17 protein-coding genes and 1 other RNA gene are annotated in these 19,922 nt (G+C 40.1%); 7 read left to right on the forward strand and 11 right to left on the reverse strand.

Features of this window, described 5'->3' with window-relative positions:
* Positions 1-73: 73 nt before the first annotated feature.
* Entirely contained in the window at positions 74-1,423 is a 1,350-nt protein-coding gene (gene gdhA / locus EG2_RS15120; RefSeq protein ID WP_060815277.1) for an NADP-specific glutamate dehydrogenase, read from the reverse strand.
* A gap of 162 nt (positions 1,424-1,585) precedes the next feature.
* Here gdhA and EG2_RS15125 point away from each other — a divergent pair, with 162 nt between their 5' ends.
* Together EG2_RS15125 and EG2_RS15130 are read left to right on the forward strand one after the other, a co-directional pair.
* Positions 1,586-2,848: a BaiN/RdsA family NAD(P)/FAD-dependent oxidoreductase gene (locus tag EG2_RS15125; protein ID WP_060815278.1), complete on the forward strand. Its 1,263-nt coding sequence runs from the start codon at positions 1,586-1,588 to the stop codon at positions 2,846-2,848.
* A 221-nt stretch (positions 2,849-3,069) separates the two neighbouring features.
* Entirely contained in the window at positions 3,070-4,107 is a 1,038-nt protein-coding gene (locus tag EG2_RS15130; RefSeq protein WP_060815279.1) for a tagatose 1,6-diphosphate aldolase, read from the forward strand.
* An 83-nt stretch (positions 4,108-4,190) separates the two neighbouring features.
* On the opposite strand, the gene ybaK is transcribed toward EG2_RS15130, so the two are convergent.
* From ybaK to EG2_RS15145, 3 genes are all read right to left on the reverse strand, one after another.
* Positions 4,191-4,682, reverse strand: a complete 492-nt coding sequence (ybaK, locus tag EG2_RS15135; RefSeq protein WP_060815280.1) for a Cys-tRNA(Pro) deacylase — start codon at positions 4,680-4,682, stop codon at positions 4,191-4,193.
* 129 nt (positions 4,683-4,811) lie between these two features.
* The gene (aroD, locus tag EG2_RS15140; RefSeq protein ID WP_060815281.1) at positions 4,812-5,573 is read right to left on the reverse strand and encodes a type I 3-dehydroquinate dehydratase; all 762 of its coding nucleotides are present in this window, start codon (positions 5,571-5,573) and stop codon (positions 4,812-4,814) included.
* A 5-nt stretch (positions 5,574-5,578) separates the two neighbouring features.
* Positions 5,579-6,748: a class I SAM-dependent rRNA methyltransferase gene (locus tag EG2_RS15145; RefSeq protein WP_060815282.1), complete on the reverse strand. Its 1,170-nt coding sequence runs from the start codon at positions 6,746-6,748 to the stop codon at positions 5,579-5,581.
* A gap of 239 nt (positions 6,749-6,987) precedes the next feature.
* Here EG2_RS15145 and EG2_RS15150 point away from each other — a divergent pair, with 239 nt between their 5' ends.
* The 3 genes from EG2_RS15150 (at position 6,988) to EG2_RS15160 (ending at position 10,415) form a co-directional block, all read left to right on the forward strand.
* A complete protein-coding gene (locus EG2_RS15150) occupies positions 6,988-9,069 on the forward strand; it encodes an LTA synthase family protein (protein ID WP_060815293.1) in 2,082 nt (693 codons plus the stop codon).
* A gap of 156 nt (positions 9,070-9,225) precedes the next feature.
* Positions 9,226-9,966, forward strand: coding sequence for a hypothetical protein (locus EG2_RS15155; RefSeq protein ID WP_060815283.1), 741 nt, complete (start codon positions 9,226-9,228; stop codon positions 9,964-9,966).
* Positions 9,942-10,415 carry a hypothetical protein gene (locus EG2_RS15160; protein ID WP_060815284.1) on the forward strand — a complete coding sequence of 158 codons (474 nt, stop codon included), beginning with the start codon at positions 9,942-9,944 and terminating at the stop codon, positions 10,413-10,415. The genes EG2_RS15155 and EG2_RS15160 overlap by 25 nt, the downstream gene beginning before the upstream one ends.
* A 97-nt stretch (positions 10,416-10,512) precedes the next feature.
* On the opposite strand, the gene EG2_RS15165 is transcribed toward EG2_RS15160, so the two are convergent.
* From EG2_RS15165 to EG2_RS15175, 3 genes are read right to left on the reverse strand one after another with little or no spacing between them, the layout of a single operon-like run.
* The gene (locus EG2_RS15165) at positions 10,513-11,973 is read right to left on the reverse strand and encodes a sensor histidine kinase (protein ID WP_060815285.1); all 1,461 of its coding nucleotides are present in this window, start codon (positions 11,971-11,973) and stop codon (positions 10,513-10,515) included.
* Positions 11,973-12,686, reverse strand: a complete 714-nt coding sequence (locus EG2_RS15170) for a response regulator transcription factor (protein WP_003127824.1) — start codon at positions 12,684-12,686, stop codon at positions 11,973-11,975. Before EG2_RS15170 ends, EG2_RS15165 begins: the two co-directional genes overlap by 1 nt.
* Positions 12,667-13,017 (reverse strand): SdpI family protein, encoded by a 351-nt coding sequence (locus tag EG2_RS15175; protein WP_060815286.1) that lies wholly within the window; start codon positions 13,015-13,017, stop codon positions 12,667-12,669. The genes EG2_RS15170 and EG2_RS15175 overlap by 20 nt, the downstream gene beginning before the upstream one ends.
* A 143-nt stretch (positions 13,018-13,160) precedes the next feature.
* Here EG2_RS15175 and EG2_RS15180 point away from each other — a divergent pair, with 143 nt between their 5' ends.
* Both EG2_RS15180 and ssrA read left to right on the forward strand, forming a co-directional pair.
* Positions 13,161-13,931 carry a Cof-type HAD-IIB family hydrolase gene (locus EG2_RS15180; RefSeq protein ID WP_060815287.1) on the forward strand — a complete coding sequence of 257 codons (771 nt, stop codon included), beginning with the start codon at positions 13,161-13,163 and terminating at the stop codon, positions 13,929-13,931.
* Positions 13,932-13,993: 62 nt separating this feature from the next.
* Positions 13,994-14,357: a transfer-messenger RNA gene (gene ssrA / locus EG2_RS15185) on the forward strand.
* Positions 14,358-14,654: 297 nt separating this feature from the next.
* Here the strand turns inward: ssrA and EG2_RS15190 are convergent.
* The 4 genes from EG2_RS15190 to EG2_RS15205 form a co-directional block, all read right to left on the reverse strand.
* Positions 14,655-14,906 carry a hypothetical protein gene (locus EG2_RS15190; RefSeq protein ID WP_060815288.1) on the reverse strand — a complete coding sequence of 84 codons (252 nt, stop codon included), beginning with the start codon at positions 14,904-14,906 and terminating at the stop codon, positions 14,655-14,657.
* Between the two features lie 598 nt (positions 14,907-15,504).
* Positions 15,505-16,344, reverse strand: coding sequence for a class C sortase (locus EG2_RS15195; RefSeq protein WP_060815289.1), 840 nt, complete (start codon positions 16,342-16,344; stop codon positions 15,505-15,507).
* A 277-nt stretch (positions 16,345-16,621) separates the two neighbouring features.
* A complete protein-coding gene (locus tag EG2_RS15200; protein WP_060815290.1) occupies positions 16,622-18,499 on the reverse strand; it encodes a SpaH/EbpB family LPXTG-anchored major pilin in 1,878 nt (625 codons plus the stop codon).
* Entirely contained in the window at positions 18,496-19,911 is a 1,416-nt protein-coding gene (locus EG2_RS15205) for a SpaH/EbpB family LPXTG-anchored major pilin (protein ID WP_060815291.1), read from the reverse strand. The genes EG2_RS15200 and EG2_RS15205 overlap by 4 nt, the downstream gene beginning before the upstream one ends.
* Positions 19,912-19,922 lie beyond the last annotated feature (11 nt).

The following is a 19,922-nucleotide window of genomic DNA, read 5'->3' on the forward strand; positions in this document are numbered from 1 at the left end:
ATACAAGTACTACTTTACGTTTTTTTTGAACTTTTTTCAAGTAATTCCTTATTATATCGCCTATCTGGCAGAGTTAGACAAGTCCTTGAGAAAACATTGCTTTAGCAACTTTTTCAAATCCAGCCACATTTGCTCCTAGCATGAAATTATTTTTTTGATCAAATTCTTCTGCAGTGTCACGGCAAGCATCATAAATATTCTTCATGATCTCATCCAATTTTTGATCGACTTCTGCTTGCTCCCACTGCAAACGTTGTGAGTTTTGACTCATTTCTAAAGCAGAAACCGCTACGCCACCCGCATTAGCCGCTTTACCAGGACAATAGTAGATTCCTTCAGCAATAAAATATTCTGCCGCTTCAAGGGAGCTTGGCATATTGGCACCTTCAGAAACAATCCGGACACCATTCGCTTTTGCCCGTTTGGCTTGTTCTAGATTGATTTCATTTTGAGTCGCACAAGGGAAGGCTAATTCCGCTTGAACATCGAAGTCCCAGACAGAAGCTCCTTCATGGTACTCTGCCGAGGGACGTGCGTTGGCATATGCTGTCAAACGTTCCCGTTTTACTTCTTTGATTTCTTTCAATAATGCCAGATCGATACCTTCTTTGTCATAAATGAAGCCAGAAGAATCAGAGCAAGTGATGGCTTTTGCGCCCAACTCATGCAATTTCTCAATCGCATAAATGGCTACATTGCCGCTTCCAGATACAATTGCCTGTTTCCCTTGGAAGTCTTCCTTTAAATCTTTCAACAGATGCTTAACAAAATAGACTGCCCCGTAACCGGTAGCTTCCGTCCGATTTTTACTTCCCCAAAAGTCCAATGGTTTCCCTGTAAGGACACCAGCATCATATTGTTTCAGACGTTTGTAAGCCCCAAAGAGATAGCCAATTTCACGGCCACCCACACCAATGTCCCCCGCAGGCACATCTAAGTCAGGTCCGATATGTTTGGCTAATTCCGTCATGAAACTTTGACAAAAACGCATCACTTCTCCATCTGATTTCCCTTTTGGATCAAAGTCACTTCCGCCTTTGCCGCCACCAATCGGTAATCCAGTCAAACTGTTCTTGAAAATCTGCTCAAAAGCCAAAAATTTCAAGATACTTAAGTTGACACTGGGATGAAAACGCAGGCCGCCTTTGTAAGGCCCTAATGCAGAATTAAATTGGATCCGATAACCACGGTTGACTTGCCAATTGCCTTGGTCATCTTGCCATGGCACACGAAATTGAATAAATCGCTCTGGTTCTGTTAATAAATCAACCAAATTCGATTCAATGTATTCTGGATGTTTTTCTAAGAAAGGAATGATTGTTGGTAAAAATTCATCTATCGCTTGTAAAAATTCCGTTTGGTTCTGATCTTTTTCATGCAGTTTCTCTTGGATCGCTTTTACATACTCTGAAGCATTTGTCATCAGGCATTACCTCCTTTAGTTAAATTCTATTTTATAGAAAATTTCAGAAATTGCATCTATTTTTTACGAAATTGTCAGAATTTTTTTTCGATTCATTAAACAAACGGCTTTCTCCCCGCTTGTTCCTGCAATATGGTACAATCCACAAAGAGGTGAAGGAAGATGAAGAAATCCTATGATGTGATCGTGATTGGTGCTGGGACCAGTGGCATGATGGCCGCTATTTCAGCAGCCGAAAACGGTGCAGACGTATTACTTATAGAAAAAAATAAAAAAGTTGGCAAAAAATTGCTTATGACCGGCGGCGGTCGTTGTAACGTGACCAATCATCGCTCTGTCGATGATTTGATCGCCCATATTCCCGGCAACGGAAAATTTTTATATAGTACATTCTCGCAATTCAATAATTTCGATGTGATGACCTTTTTTGAATCCCATGGTGTCCCTCTGAAAGAAGAAGATCACGGACGGATGTTTCCTGTCACAGACAAATCGAAAACGATCGTTGAAGGCTTATTACAGGCGCTCCATGAGAAACAAGTCACTTTGTTGACTAATACAGTCGTCACTAAATTACTTCATGATGGGACTCAGATCCAAGGCGTTCGAACAGAATTCGAAGAATTTACTGCGCCCTGTGTGATCCTGACGACTGGTGGTCGAACTTACCCTTCGACTGGAGCAACTGGAGACGGCTACAAAATGGCCAAAAAATTAGGGCATACCATCACACCGCTTTATCCTACCGAGTCTCCTCTCATATCAGAGGAAACATTTATCAAGGAACGCACACTGCAAGGGATCTCTTTACAAGATATTGCTTTATCTGTGTTGGATTCTACAGGAAAAACCGTTGTCTCTCATACCATGGATCTCTTGTTCACGCATTTCGGGCTTTCGGGTCCAGCTGCGCTGCGCTGTTCTTCTTTTGTCAATCAAGAATTGAAGAGTCATACACCGGTCACAGTGATGCTGGATTGTTTTCCAGAAAAAACAGCGAATGAATTGGTGAAGGAGTTGACAGTGGCTGCCCATTCGAAGAAAAAATTAGTCAATGCACTGAACGGCATCTTGCCAGAACGTCTGCTAGAGTTCTTTATCCATCGACTGGCACTTTCTGATCTGGTGGCTGAGCAAACAACTGAAGATCAGCTACAGGCTTTAGCAGCTATCATGAAAGGCTTTTCTATCACAATTTCTAAAACATTTCCGCTGGAAAAATCTTTTGTGACGGGTGGAGGAATTCATTTAAAAGAAGTGAATCCCAAGACAATGGAAAGTAAGTGCATCAATGGCCTTTATTTCGGCGGCGAATTACTCGATATCAACGGTTATACTGGTGGATTCAATATTACTGCTGCCTTTTGTACTGGTCATGTGGCTGGCACCCATGCCGCGGAGATGGCCAGCTATTTTCACTATTAACAAGGATAGCCTTTATTCTCTTAACGATCTGACACAATGAAATACAAGAAATTTCGAATCTTTCGCAGACTTGCATCTGAGTAAAGTTGCTGTCACATACCATTGCTAGTGGGTAGTGACAAAGATTCGTTTTTTTGTTTGCATTTCTAGAAATTGCTTATTAGTTGGCGATTTTTGTGAGAAGGCGTAGACTGAAAGAGAACTTAAAGGAGGCTGGACAAATGAAACGTATTTCAAGAGGCAAATTTGAAAAAATGCAGAAACTTTCAAATGAAGATGGGGTGATTGCGGCATTGGCCATTGATCAGCGAGGATCAATGAAAAAAATGATGAAAGCTGCCACAGGGCCCGATAATTTCAAAATGGAACAAATTTATGACTTCAAACGGTTGGTTTCACAAGAATTGACGAAGTATGTCAGCAGCATTTTATTGGATGAAGAATATGGATTTCAAGGCATCGAAGCGAAAAATCCCAATGCTGGTTTGATTCTGTCTTATGAAAAAACCGGTTATGATGTCAATACTCCAGGACGATTGCCGGAGCTGTTGCCAAATGAATCTCTGCAACGTCTAGTCCAAAAAGGAGCTGACGCAGCTAAAGTGCTGGTTTATTACAATCCTGATGAACCGCAAGAGATTCTTGATACGAAACATGCTTTTCTAGAACGTTTAGGTACGGAAGCACAAGCAGCCGATATTCCAATTTTTGTCGAACCAATCGTCTATGACGATGAAATCACCGACGATAAATCACCGGCTTTCGCTAAAATCAAACCTAGTAAAGTCATTCGTACGATTCAAGAATTGACCAAAGACAAATACCATATCGATATTTTAAAAGTTGAAGTACCCGTACAATTTGATTTGGTTGAAGGGTTTCAAAAAGAAGGCTTAGAAGCTGTGTATACCCAAGAAGAAGCTGCCAACTACTTTAGAGAAGCTAGCGATGCCGCTACTCGTCCTTTCATTTACTTAAGTGCAGGGGTTCCCGCAAACATCTTCCGAGAAGAATTACGCTTTGCCGGCGAACATGGGGCAAAGTTCTCTGGTATTCTTGGCGGACGTGCAACTTGGCGAGACAGCGTGGAAATCTATGGAAAACAAGGGGAAAAAGCACTGCTGGATTGGTTAGACACGCAAGGCCGGGAAAATGTCGAAGAACTGAATGCTATTCTAAAAGAATATGCTACCCCATGGTATGAATTTTATGGTGGATTAGATAACATTGAAGTCTTTGATATTTCCGTTATGGAATAATTATCTATAGAACAAACAACGGAGCCACTGCATTGAGGTAGGATACTTCAATGCAGTGGCTCTGTTGTTTTGTCTGTTCCTGTTTAGTCAACTTCAGAAATAGCAGTCAGCGAGACAAACTGTCCGCGGACCAATTTGCTCAAATCTGTTGGAGACAGTCCTATTTGTAAACCACGCTTTCCTGCTGAGATGATGATTTCTTCCAAATGTCGCGCACTTTCATCAATATAGGTTGGAAAGAGCTTCTTCATGCCGATCGGTGAACATCCACCGCGAATATACCCTGTGGTCTCTTCTAGGTCTCTTAAGTGCAACATTTCTACTTTTTTGTTGCCGCTGGCTTTAGCAATTTTCTTCAAATCTAATTCGTGATCTCCAGGGATGACTGCGACGATGGGACCCGTTTTATTACCAACTGCTACCAGCGTTTTATAGATGGCTTCTGGATGAGCGATTTGCTGAGCAACAGCCCCTGCATCCAAATGATCTTCTGACCATTCGTACGTATATTCCTGATAGGAGAGTTTCTTTTGTTCTACCATCCGAATCGCATTTGTTTTTTTTACTTTTGCCATGACGCATTCCTCATTTATCCAAACTTCTGGTTCTTTCTTTACGACTTCAATTTTAAGAGTCTCATTTAAGACTGCTCTAAACTATAGGACTAGTCTGCCCCATTTTTTTCTGTTTACGTTCCCTATTGTTTAATTTTTCATCGTCTCGATTGAAAACTCAGCTAAATAATCTTTCATCCGCTCCACTGGAATCTGACCAGGGGCAGAAGCTTGATCCAGCGCAGCAAAAGTCATGACTGAATCGATCAGACTACCACTGACGCGGCTGATTTTGCCTAAATTTCCCATTGACATGACTGCTAAAGGTAATTGATTGAATCCCCGCGCTTTATTGATAATGCCCATCAAACGCAAAACGTCCTGCACATTGTGAGGCATCATTGCTAGTTTTCCGATATCAGCGCCAAATTGATTCATAATCCCTATTTTTAAGATCAACACAGCATCTTCTGGTGTTTTGTCGAAATCGTGACTGCTTAACACCAATTTGACTTGATGTTCTTTGATTTTCTGAATAAAGTTTCTGCCTAAAAATTCAGCTTTTTCCAATTCCACATCAATCATATCGATCAATCCAGATTCTGCAACGCCTAGACATAAATGTTTATATTGTGTCAAAGTGAAAGGGATTTGTCCCCCTTCTTCGATGGTTCGAAACGTAAACAAAAAAACTTTTGATTTTAGAGTGGTCCGAACGTGAGAAAGTACATCCAGAACGTCGGATAAACTATCTACTTTTTTATAATAATCAGCCCGCCACTCAATGATCTCTGCATCCGAAGTTTCTGCGGCTAGGGCTTGCTTGATAATTTCCTCATTAGTTGTTCCGGTCAGCGGCACACAAATGCGCGGGTGCTTGCCATCCAACTCGATCGACTTTACTTGAACCATCCGTCTCACTCCTTTTTGATTTGGTAAAAGAATACTTTTAAGTAATTTCCTTCTAAAAAGTTAGGATCAACTGCAAAATCACTTGGTAGTCGATATTCTTGTGTACATTGATACGTGACTTGGGCCTGATCCATTGCTTCTTCGATCATTTGTTGGAATTTCTTTGGGGAAAGGTTGGCAGCATTCGTTGAAGCAATCAACAAGCCTTCCTTGTTCATAATCGCCAAACTATCCGTAACCAGTTCACCATAATTTTTTGCGACAGAAAAGACTTTTTTCTTGTTGCGGGCAAAGCTAGGCGGATCCAAAATGATCATATCAAAGGTCAGCTCTTTTTTCTTGGCATACTTAAAATAGCCAAAAACATCCATCACATGAATCTTCTGTTTTTCTGGATCAAAGCCATTGATTGCAAACTGCTCTTTGGTCTTCTCCAAACTGCGCTTGGCAAGATCAACACTCGTTGTCTTTGTCGCACCGCCCATCGCAGCCGCAACAGAAAAAGCACCGGTATAACTAAACATATTGAGCACTGTCATGCCTGCTGACAGCCCTTCGGCGAGTTGTCCGCGTACTTCCTTTTGATCAAGGAAAATCCCGGTCATCAGTCCCTCATTAAGATAGGTAGCATAGTGAACGCCATTTTCTTTCACAATCAGCGGTTCGGGCGCCTCCTCTCCATAGACGGCTGCTGATTCTGGCAGATCAGAGTCAAAGCGGATTTTTTCAACCGCTCCTTTGACTTCTGGAAAGACTTGTTGGAACGCTTGGATCAATAGAGATTTATTTTGGTACAATGTTTCGTTATACCAAGAAAATACGGCAAATTCTCGATAGAGATCAATCGTTAATCCACCTAAGTGGTCGCCTTCTCCATTAACGATACGAAAAGCATCTGTTTCTTCGCTGGCATAGTAAGCACTTCTTTTGGCTTTGGCTTTTGCAAAAGCTGCTTCAAAAAAGTCCTTGTTAATCGGACGATCTTCAAAAGCCAATACCCAGCCGATGCCTTTATTCTGTTTCCCTAAATAGCCGGTTCCGACAATTTTCCCTTGAGAATCGACAAAAGAGACCCAATCTTGTGTATCTTTGACTTGCAGGAGATCATCTTCTTGGATCAATGGTTTTTTTTTATGGAATTTTTTGATTCCTTTTTTGCTTAAATTCATTTTCATCGTTTATCTGCTCCATTCATTCTATTGATAAGTATAGCAAAAACCTGTTTCTTTGTCTGTATTCTTGAAAGTAAAGAAATACTTAATTCCGCACCACGACAGGGAATTCGATTGACACTGTTTCGATGGACTAGTAGAATATAGGATGATGTAAATTCGAATCTTATTCGTTTAAGCTGGAAAGAGAGAGGAAGATTCCTTTGAAAAAAAATAGAGTATCCACTTTTGTGAATACAAGAATGGGCTTTTTTTTCATATTGGCCCTATTATTTTGGTTAAAAAATATCTTTGCTTATTTGGTGGACTTCCACCTTGGGATTGAAAGCACTGTGCAATACTTCATCTTATTTATCAATCCAATCGCAACAACTTTATTTTTACTTTCGATCGCACTGTATGTGAGACGAACAAAAGCAGCCTATATCACCATGATCGCCATCTATTTCTTGATGACGCTGCTACTGTTCTCAAATGTCAGTTATTATCGAGAGTTCACGGATTTCATTACCATCAATACGATGCTTGGTGCCGGAAAAGTTGCTAGTGGTCTGGGGGAAAGTGCGATTCGACTTTTCAGACCTTACGATTTATTGTACTTCGTGGACTTCATCATTTTGATTGCAGCTCTCGTTATGAAGAAAATCAAAATGGATCAGCGTCCCGTTAAAGCTCGGATGGCTTTTGCCATTTCAACATTGGCAGTAATGATCTTCTCAGGAAATTTATTCTTAGCAGAAGCAGATCGTCCAGAATTATTGACTAGAACTTTTTCTCGTGACTACTTGGTCAAATATTTAGGGATCAATGCATTTACTGTTTATGATGGTGTGCAGACTTATCAAGCTTCTCAAGTTCGAGCAGAAGCTAGTCCCAATGATATGAACGAAGTCGAAAGTTATGTCAAGCAGCATTATGCAGAACCTAATGACGACATGTTCGGGATCGCTAAAGGAAAAAATGTCATTTATGTCCATTTAGAAAGTACACAACAATTTCTGATCGATTATAAATTAAAAGATGAGAACGGCGTAGAACATGAAGTGATGCCATTCATTAATAGTTTGTATCACAGTAAAAGCACATTTAGCTTTGATAATTTCTTCCATCAAGTCAAAGCTGGAAAAACCAGTGATGCGGAAACACTCTTTGAGAATTCACTCTTTGGTTTGAATCAAGGTGCTCTCTTCACGCAACTCGGCGGGAAGAATACCTTTGAAGCAGCACCAGATATTTTAGGACAAACACAAGGCTACACATCAGCCGTTTTTCATGGAAACACTGGTACCTTCTGGAACCGAAATGAGACTTACAAACGCTTTGGCTATGATTACTTCTTCGATGCTTCTTACTATGATGTCAACGAAGATAACTCATTCCAATATGGGTTGCATGACAAACCATTTTTTGAACAATCAGCGCAATACTTGGAACGGTTGCAACAACCATTTTACGCCAAATTTATTGCTGTCTCTAATCACTACCCATATTCTGAATTTACCAATGATGAAGGTGGCTTCCCGTTAGCAACAACTTCTGATGAAACGATCAACGGGTACTTTGCTACTGCCAACTACTTAGATCGAGCAGTTGAAGAATTCTTCAACTACTTGAAAGAATCTGGTCTGTATGATAATTCTGTGATCGTCTTATACGGTGACCACTACGGTATTTCAAATTCACGAAACAAAAACTTAGCAGAATTGCTTGGTAAAGACAGCGCTAGTTGGTCTAATTTTGATAATGCAGCCTTACAGCGTGTCCCTTACATGATCCATATTCCTGGACAATCGAAGGGCGGAATCAATCATACGTACGGTGGTCAAGTGGATGCTTTGCCAACCTTACTTCATCTGTTAGGTGTAGATACTTCGAAATATATCCAATTAGGACAAGATTTGTTCTCTAAACAAAACGAACAGCTCGTTGCATTTAGAGACGGTGACTTTGTTACACCAGAGTATACTTATTACGGAGGCGTCCTTTACAGTAACAGTACTGGCATGGCGATCCCAAGTCCTTCAGCAAGCTTACAAAAACAAGTGGATGAATGGAAAGCCAAAGTCGATAAGCAACTGTCGGTCTCTGATCAAATCAATAATGGTGATCTGTTGCGCTTCTATGCGAAAAGCGGATTGAAAGAAGTCGATCCAGATAACTATGATTACAAAAATGCCTTACAAAAATTGAGTGCCAAAGAAAAAGAACTCGGTGCCGATTCAACGAGTGTCTTCTCAAAAAATGGTGAGAAATCGACCGTCGATTTGTATCATACGAAGACCTATAAAGAATACGAAGAAATGGTCAAAGAGACCGATAAATAAGCTTCAATCAAAAGTACCGCAAGCGTTTGATCGCTCGCGGTACTTTTTTGCACAAAAAATCAAAAAGTCTCCGCTGACTTTCTTTTTTTTGTACAAGAACTTCATACTTTATTCAAACTCCCCTTTTATACTAGATAGTAGAATGAGGTGAATTGAATGAAAACTTTTCGTTTTGCTGTAGCCAGCATTCATTATCATAAAAAAGCATTAATCCTCTATGGATTGTTGACCTTTTTTGCCGTGATTGGTTTAATCATTAGTGATACTCTGCTCCACTCATTGAACCAATTATTTACGCAAGCCAAAGATTATTTGATTGGCGAAGAAATGCCGGCAAAAATCGCACAAGAGATCCAACCAATTGCATCTATTTATCAGAATCTTTTTCTGTTGATTTTCATCAGTTTCCTATTTGTTTTCACAGGTTTCATTATTTTTTACCAACGAATGAAAAGAAAGGAATTTCAGGCATGGTTGATGAGTGGAGCTTCCTCCCGGCAATGGGTAGGAATGCAGCTCTTGGAAGTCCTCCTGCCACTGCTTGCAATCATCGTCCTCGTCTTTGCATTGCTGATTCTATTTCAGCCTTTCTTTCAACGAGAAATGATTACCAGCCATATCACAACTTTCGACAGAGAAGATGCCTCCTTGCAGATTTGGCAGTCGGTCAATAGCCAAACAACAGCGGATTTCGGCATCACGATTCCACAAACAAGCCAAGCATTCATTCAGAATGTTGAATTGAACAGCAATGAATGGTTGTCAATGATTCTAAAAAGTTTACGCCAAACCTTTGTCCTACTCGTTGGTTCAGTCTCAATCATTACGTTAGTCGTCGTCACCAGCCACTGTTTTTATTGGAGGAATCAGCAATGGAAAAACCAAAAAATCAACTAAACACCCCAGGTCTTTTCTATCTTGCAGCCAATGACCTTGCTGCGAAAGAGACGTTGGCTCACTTTCTGCAAACTAACCAAGCGGTTACCATAGAGCCAAAATGGCAGTATGTCCCCTTCCTATCATTGAAAGATAATCTTTCCTTAGCCAATAAAAAAGAAAAACCTTTGGAAGAGCTATTAACTGCCGTTCATTTAGAACCGACTTTTTTGAAAAGATCCTTAGATGAACTCACTTCTTTAGAAGAAGTTAAAGTACAATTGTTACTGGCGCTTTTATTGGAAAAACCGGTCATAGTTTTAGAGACTCTTTCAAAAAATTTACATACCGCCGACATCCAAGCCCTTCTGCCTTTATGCAGTCAACTAGCAAAACAATTTCAGTTATCGATCTATTTAATGAATGAAGATGAACGCTTAGCTCATACCCCCTATATCACAAAACAATGAGACTTTTCTATTTTATAGGTACACAAAAAGGAAACCATCGATGACGATGGTTTCCTTTAGTCTATCACTGCAAAAAAGCATACTGTATGTTTCCAGCTTATTCTTCTATTTCGATATCAGGAAAAGTCACTTTGAAGGTCGTTCCTTGCCCCAATTCGCTATCGACTTCGATTTTACCTTTGTGGAGGCGAACCAACTGTTCCACTATCGATAACCCTAATCCCGATTCACCAAATTGTCGATTTTTTCGAGAAGGATCAACTTTATAGTAGCGATCCCAAATATTTTTGACTTGTTCCTCGGACATACCGATTCCTGTATCAGAAATCTCAATGATCGTTTCTAGATAGCCTTTCTCGATTCGCACGCGGATCTCACCGTCTTGTGTGAATTGAATCGCATTTTGGAGTATGTTAACCATAATTTGAACAAACCGGTCATAGTCGGCATAGACGTCGATCGACTCCTCTGTTTCCAGAATCAAACGATCGTTTGCGACTTCTGCTTTGCTTTCCAATTGCGTCAACAGATTGGTCATTGTCTTGGTCGCATCAAACTTCTTAATGACCATAGAAATCTGATTGGTTCTGATTTTTTCATAATCCAGATTTTCATTCACTAACCGAATCAAACGATTGGTCTCATTTTTCATCAAACGGATCGCATTGTCTCGCTGATTCTCCGGAATTGCATGGTACTCTAATCCTTCTAGCAACCCATTGATAGTTGTTAAAGGCGTACGCATTTCATGGGAAGCATCAGCCATAAATTGCCGTCGTCGTTCTTCCTGACGCTCAATTTCTTCATGCGACTCTTTCAATGACTGGGACATTTGGTTAAAGTCTTCTGCCAATTCATCAAATTCATCGCGATTATGAACAGGTAGTGAGATGTCAAAATTCCCGTTCGTAATTTCTTTGGTTGCCCGCTTCATCCGATTAATCCGTCGAACTTGGAAAGTCGCGAATAGATAACTGATCAACAGCGAAACAATGATCGAAATCAAGAAGACTTTGAATAAATTTTGATTAAAGGCACTGACTAGATTCAAAATATTGCTGGCAGATTGAGAAACCACCATCACACCATAAAAATCCGTCCGATTAACAGAAAAAGGAATCAACACATAGGAAGTCAACTCTCGTTCGCCGAATAGATTGGTATTCGAAGTCATTTGTAATCGACCACCATTTTGCAATGACTGCCAATCTGATTCTGAAATGCTAAAGTCGACCGCTCGTCCCGCAGTATCTAATGGATAGATCTGTTCTTTCGGACTTTTAAAAAAAGCAAAAGAAATATCTTGATTGCTCAGAATATTTTCAGCAAGATGCAGCGAATACTGCAAGTATTCATCTCGCGTCATGTTCTGCTGAAAAAATTCAGAGTCACTGATCTGGGAAATTTTTGCTACGGAAGAGGCATACCCCATCAATTGCTCGTAATTTCGCTCTTGCAACGTCTGTCTGGTCATTTGGGTAAACGCTACTCCAATCGTCATCAAAATGACTAGAATCACAGCAAAAAACGCAATCAATTGTTGATAAAGATACCGCATTAGGCAGCACCTGCATCATCAAATTTGTAGCCAACTCCCCAAACAGTCTGAATCACTTGCGGTCCCACTTTTTCAATTTTTTGCCGCAACTTTTTGATATGCGCATCGACGGTACGCTCATCACCAAAATATTGATAATCCCAAACCAACTCTAGTAATTGTTCCCGGGAAAAGACTTGTCGCGGTTTTTTCGCTAATGTATAAAGCAAATCAAATTCTTTGGGCGTCAGGCCATCGATCAATTTGCCGTTCAAATAAGCCTCCCGAGTCTTGGTATTCATTTTAAAGTGATCGGTAACGATATCAAATGTCGTGTCTGAAGTCTCAGAACTTGCCTTCTCAGCAATTTCACTCCGCCGATGAAGGGCTTTGATACGAGCAATCAATGTTAATGGGCTAAATGGTTTCGTCACATAATCATCTGCGCCCATTTCCAGCCCGATCACTTGATCACTTTCTGAGTCACGGGCAGTCAGCATAATAATGGGCACTGTATTAGAAATCTTGCGAATCTCTCTGGCAACGATCATTCCGTCCATGGTAGGTAAATTTAAATCCAGCGTGATCATATCCCATTTTTCCGGAGTTTCGGCAAAAGCTTCCAGTCCCTCTTTGCCATCATATTTGAAAGTCGCATCCCAACCTTCATTCAAAAAAAACATTTGCATCATTTCTGAAACAGATTCATTGTCTTCAATCATTAGAATATTCATTGTCTTCACCCCTATGTTGTTCATCAAATCGTTGCAGCTTTTCTTCGATCAAACCAAAAATCGGTACAATAAACCAAGGAATTGCAATCATTTCTAAGAGAAAGAAATTGGTCCATCCCTGCCACTTCAGTAGGATTCCTATCAATGTCATGACTCCCCCAAACAGCAGAAAATACCGCGTACAGATCTTTTGTGCATACTGCCAATTTCGTTCATTCTGTTTTGCTAAATAAGAACGATAGCCGTAGATAAAATTGATTTTCTTTGAAGGGAGAATCAAAAAAACAAAACCGATCAAAAAGAAAATCGCTCCAATCACTAAAAAAATCATATTCCCACTCCATTCTTTCTCTAGTATACTCGAAAACCTCCTATCTACCAACAACTTCACGGTTTCTTCATAAAGGTTTGCGTTTTTAGCAATCTTTGTTAAGATTGATTTTGTAACTGTCAATAAGAGTAGGAGAAAACTGTATGAATTATAAATCTTTAGCATTTTTTGATTTAGATGGCACACTACTAGATGAACACTCCCAGATCACCCCCGAAATTTCTGAGGCCATGCATCGCTTACGCCAAAATGATGTTTTACCAATCATTGCAACCGGCAGAACGGAAACAGAAGTTCTTGCTATTCGCGAGGCTGCTGGGATCACCTCAAATATTGTCATGAATGGAGCCTTCATTCGTATCGATGGCAAAGAAGTGTTTTCAGACACATTAGATAAAAATCTCTGCGCACGGATGTTGGAAGCCGTGAGAGATCATGGCGACGAACTTTCATATTATAACGAGAATGGTTACTGGGCAACTGGACACAATGATGAGATGATCGAGGCTTACAATTATGTCCGCAGCCCCCTTCCAGAAATCGATCCATTCCATTATGAAAAAGACCGGATCAATATGATGCTCGTATTAGGTATCGCCAATGAAACATTCTATAAAGAACAGTTCCCTGAATTGACTTTCTACCGCAATACACCTTTTTCAATTGATGTCGTGAAAAGCGGCACCTCTAAAGGAACAGGAATTAAGACATTGGTGAACTTACTAAATCTCAAAGATGTGCCAACATTTGGCTTTGGTGACGGTAGCAATGACTTCGCTCTTTTAGAAGCTTGCGACTATAAAATTGCCATGGGTAATGGCTTGCCAGAACTAAAAGAGATTGCTGATTTTGTTACTCTTAAAAATACTGAAGGCGGCATCGTGCATGCCTTGAACCATTTTGAATTGATCTAAATCTTTGCATATAGCGCAAATTATGTTATACTAATGGTTGGTAGCGATACCCCTTTTATCAGGGGGATGTTACGGATTCGACAGGCATAGTTGAGCCTGAATTGCGCTTCGTAGGTTACGTCTACGTTAAAACGTTACAGTTAAATATAACTGCTAAAAACGAAAACTCTTACGCTTTAGCTGCCTAAAAACAGTTAGCGTAGATCCTCTCGGCATCGCCCATGTGCTCGAGTAAGGGTCCTATTCTAAGTGGGATACGTTTTAACTTTCCGTCTGCAAGTAAAAAAAGAGAACATCAGACTAGCAATACAGACTGCCTGTCACTCGGCAAGCTGTAAAGCGAATCCTTAAATGAGCTGACTATGAGCGTAGATTTTTAGGTAGCAATATGTTTGGACGCGGGTTCGACTCCCGCCATCTCCATAGACTAAAATCGAGAAGATTTTCGTAGTTTTTCCAAAGTGAGATGAACCTTGTTTGTACGAGGTTCATCTTGCTTCTTTTTTATTTTTAAACTGCCTTCTCTGAGATTATCAGTAAACAGTCAAACCGACTAGCGTCGCGACAGATGCATTCTTTAAGTCGCTTGTATAAGCAAAGAAGCCTCCTTACTCAAAAATCAAGCAAGCGGGCTTCCCTCTAATCAAACAAATTTATCCTGAGTGTGCTGGAAATTTATTTTAACTAAATACGAGAAAAAAACGAAAAGAAAACTTCTCTTCCTTACATATATTTTTCTACTTCGTCCAATTCTTTCTGTAATTCTTTTTCATCATATTTTTCATATTTACCAGCTTCGTGTGCAATCTTCTTGATTTCATGAATCGCTTTCTTCTCAACAATCCACTTCTTCATACTATGTTTTTTAGCATCTGCTTCTAGAGAATCTAATTCTGCTAAATTAGCATCTAACTTGTCCAAAACTTCTCCGATTTTTAACAATGCTTTTGATTCTTTTTCTTCATAGTTTGCCATAGATAACACTCCTTATATATTTGATAAAACTATCTTACGACCATAATTAAATAATTTAAAGTTAAATGATTCACTAAAGATAAATGGTACAGATATTGATAAAATAAACTTTTCAGAACAAGAATTTTCTCTTACTCATCAGATTGTGAGAAAGTGATCGTATCTCTTATTAGGAGAACCCTTTTCTTATTACTATTTGCTTTTTTACTTAAAATTACTAACGGACTATTTTGGACTCGATTTCTAACCGAGTTTTAACTGATAGAAATGATCGAAGATATGTATCAGCCTGAACAAAGCAAACATTGGGATGTACGATCACCCCAGAATTCAACCTGAGAGGATCCTATCAAAATAAGGTGGACGAAATTTCGTCCATTTAATACAAACTAGCTGATAGCATGATAAAATACAAAAACGAAGAGTATTAGGTGTCTACAAAAAGTCTTCCCCAAGCCTTTTGTCCTAATACTCTTCTAAGATTAATGCATGTTGCGTAGTAACCATAGGTGAAAATATTATTTTTTGCAAGTCATATGATTATAAACTGATGATAGCCTGATGTCTCAGGTTCTTTTCGTAGAACAGCGAGTCCGCCTTAAATAGAGGCTCTTTTCTTTCGCCGCTTATACCACCAAATACCAAAAACGAGGAAGCCGCAGGCAGTAAAAATGAGGATCCACAGAAACTGCTGTTGTTGCTGTGTGACTTTTTTTATGCCATCAGTGACTTTCGGATGATAAGGAATCCGGTGTCCTCTTACCAATAATCGATGACTATTGATCATGTAGGGAGTGCAGGTCAACAATGTGACAAGATCTTTACCAGATTCAATCTGAAGGTCTTGTGTATCGGTGGGGACAACAGTTTTGATTTGATCGACTTGATAGACGAGTGTCTCGCCGTAGACTTCTAAATAAAACTCATCGCCTTCCTGCAATTCTGGCAAATCAGTAAATAGTTTTGCTTGCGGCAGTCCACGATGACCCGAAATGACGGCGTGGGTATTTTTGCCTCCTGTAGGAAAAGAAGTCCCTTCCAGTAATGAGCTGCCTTTTTCCAACAAGGCTGAATTGGTCTTATCAAAAATAGGGACTCGTACATTGATTTTGGGGATCGTTAACACACCAATCGTATGGCTTTCAAAATAGGATTTATCTGGTTTTTTACTGATTTTCTCTGCTTCAGAGAATGGATCCAGTCCGGGGGAGCCGCCTTCTTTGGCTAGCTGTTGATTTTTGTCGATCTGTTCTTGCAATTTCGCCATTGCGGCGGCATTTTCTTGATTTGCTTCTGTTTGGTAATGCGCAATGATCTGTTGGTCCAAATAATTATTCAGTGCATCACTAATGAATGGATAGGAAAAAATCCCTACACCAATCAACAACAAAAGGATCATCAATCGATCGACTATCTGGCGTCCTCTTTTTTGTTTCATCGTTTCCTCCTCAAAAAAATTAAAGGAGCTGTGACAAAAGACTTGTCACAGCTCCTTTTTTCCGAACAAGTGGTTCAACAAGCGGTTAGAATCAGCTTTTTCGAAAATAGTTTTTCAAAAAAATTGGATAAGCTATTTTTGAAAATCCTTTCTTATTTCTTGAAGCGGACCACGTCTGTCGCAACCTCCCGTTTTTATCTGACTAGGTCAAAATAGCTGAGATCTGCTTTTGAGGCTGTCAATTTTTCTAGAAGTGAAAATCTGGCAAAACAGAAAATCACCGAGTTTCTTTTCGTTTCATGAAATACAAACCCACAATGATCAAGATCAGCGTACCGCTGCCTAAATAAAGATAGATGCCTTTTCCGCCTGTAGAAGGCAATGTTCCTTTGTGTTTATTAGGCACTTTTTCAGGAGCAACTAATTCTTCTGTAGTTCCGTAAGAATGCTCATCCACTGTAAATTGGATTCGATTTGTTAGTAATACATAATTTTCTGGTGCTGCAGTTTCTTCCAAATAATAGGAACCATATTTTAGTCCAGTAACGACGACTAGACCATCAGCTTGCGTCGTGAATGTTGTTGCATCTGCTTTGTTTGCCACCCAAGTCACTGTTTTCGCTGCTTCATCAACCTTCAAATAGTTTGCACCCTCACTATTTTGATCACGTACAACGAAAGAGGCACCTGCTAGAGCTTGCGTGGATGAAACATCCCCGTCGACTTTGATAAATCGTTTCCCACCGGTGACGACTTCTACTGTTGGTGGCGTTTGGTCATTGGTATGACCATTATCAACATTGGCTTCGTTTTTAAAGCCTTTCGCTGGATCTGCTTTTTCATTTAGATGCATGAAGTAAACAAATTTTAATGTACCTCCTGGTGTTAAAGAAGGGATGAACGCAGGATCGACAGCGACGGTGAAGCCGTTTGCCTGTTCAGTTACTTGATAGTTTTCAGATGCGATCAGTGTATCACCATCATAAAGAGCATAGGCTGTATCTCCTGAAGGTGTATTGTCAAAGGTCAATGCGTCATCATGGGTATCTACTAAGTTAAATTTGTTGTATTTATTGGCATTTCCTTCTTTATCAGCAATACCTAATGGAATATTGACCGCAATCTCGTACTTGATCTTTTCACCAATCGCTACATCTTTGCCGTTTAAATTAGGCGTTGTTTTTTCAACGTTTGATGTATCATTTTTAACGGTTTTTTCTACTGGGGTTTGATTATCCGCTTCAATAGTGAAGGGTGTCTTTGTTTGATCATCAATCAATTCAGCATTGTTCGGTGCTTTGACCTCTTCAAGCGTATAGGAACCCACTTCGAGATTCTTCACCGTTAGTTCACCAGTTTTATCTTCAGATTCTGTAAAATCATCTTCGCCGATTCCATAGCTTTTACCAGTAACAAAATGCTTTGCTTGTCCTTTGTCGGTTGTCCAAGTGTGGAGACCATCTTTTACCCCTTGAATATACTTGGTCGTACTTGGGGAACCTTCACTTTTTGAGAGTACGAATTCTGCACCATTCAACGATTCATTTTCAGCAGTACCTCTTTTTTTCACATGTAATGCCCCATCATTTGAAACAATATTTTTGGGATAAACATGAACCGTAGATAATTCCTCTGTCCCATAGTTATACGAGCCGTCTGATTGCTTGATCATCTCATAAACCGGGAAAGCAATGACCATATTGGCAGCAGCCACTACCCCAGATTTTGGTTCTTCTTTGATGGTATAGACAGCATCTTTGTCGTTTTGTTTTTTCGGTACATTTACGGTAATATTGCCATCTGCATCTGTTGTACCTTCAGCTATTGGCGAACCTGAGGTTAAACCTTGAACTGCTTGTTTTGCAGCTTCGACAGTTGCCCCGGCAGCTCGTTGCGCATAAAATTCTGACGTCACATTATAAATACGGAAAGTGACATCTGCAAGACCTTGGTATTGATCAAAATCACTCATCTCTTTCCCGCTATTTTGAACGAGCGGATCCGGAAGATCGGTCATTTTCTTTTTATGAATGACGATTTGGGCATTGCTTGCATTTTCCTCAGCATGAGCGACTGTACCCAACCCATTGATAAAAACAGGTAATGTTAGTAATAGCGTACTTAGTAAGTACCATACTTTTTTTGCTTGTTTCATTTTCTTTCTCCTCGTTTTTGTTTTTGGTTAATCAGCCCAGCAATGACGAAACCTATCAATGCTACACCGGCTAAGATCAATCCTGTTGCTTGTTGCTCATTAGTCTTTGGTAAGAAACCAGTATGTTTCTTGTTGATGATTGCCAGTGGGGTGGCTGCTTTTCCATTTGTTGTATAGGAATTTTTTTCAACCACAAACGGAATGGCTGTTTGATTAAGCAAGTAATTTTTGGGGGCTTGGATTTCTTCCAAGAAATAGTGGCCATCTTTTAACCCTTTGACGGAAAATTCTCCGGCTTGATCAGAAGTGAATCGTTTAGCTCCCGCTTTTTCTCCTTGCCATTGATAACCATTGGCTGATTCATGCAAATAGGCTCCCGTTTGATTTTTTACGACGAATACGGCATTTGCCAATGTTCGCTGCGGATCTTGACTATCTCTTTTGACGAACCGTTTCCCACCAGTTCGTATGTCGACTTTTTTGTTGATGGTGTGTTTATCCGTCAGCAATTGCCCTTCATTTACGATCTCTGTGTCAGGCTCTGCATTCATTACTTTCATTTGGTAAGAGACTTGCAATTTTTGATTGGCAAATTTTTCTAGCTGCTGAATAGAGAAATCCAGGACAAAGCCATGATCCGTTGTTTGAAGTGTATATCCTGTCATAACGGATGTTCCTACTTTTACTGTGATCGTTTCTGGTAAGAGAAATAAGGCAGAATCTGCTGTATCCGATAATTGGAATTGTTGGTAATCCAAGATATTTTCTGGGATATGTGTTGACAGCTGATAACCCACTCTCTCGCCATAGGTAAAATCAGAGGTTTTGGACTGCACTTCTTTTTCAAGAGGCGGCAAATCGTATGCCTTCTCTTCATTTTTTGGGTACAAATGAATCGTGGTCATTTGATTCCCTTTCTGATCAAGAACTGGTAAAACAACGACCAAGTTTCCGGCTTTCTCTTTCACGACATTAGGAGCCTCTGCTTCCACGAATAAATAGACCTTATCCCGCTGCTGGCTGTCCTTGGCTGCTAATGTGAAGCTAAGTAACCCATCTTCTCCTTGGATCTTCTCGGTCTTTCCTTCGGCAATCAGGGCCCCGGCGGCAGGTCCTTGATCAGCCAACTTTCTTTGCGCAGCTTCCACCGATTCACCATCTGCCCGTAATTGATAGAAAGAATCGGTGACGTCGTATACGTGATAGGTGACATCATTTAAACCGCGATAAGCTTGAAGCAATGTACCTTCTCCGGAATTGATTTGTTCTTGGGGTAACTGCCCTTCAGGAAATAGTAACTTGTGTAACGTGATGCGAACATTCGCTTGCATTTCTCCTGCTGAAACTTGTTGGGAGAAACCTAGTAACACAAATAGAAAAATGCATACACTAAACCAACGCATGCTTTTCATCCGCTACCCCC

Origin of the sequence: Enterococcus gallinarum NBRC 100675 (assembly GCF_001544275.1) — a bacterium.
Lineage (GTDB): Bacteria > Bacillota > Bacilli > Lactobacillales > Enterococcaceae > Enterococcus_D > Enterococcus_D gallinarum.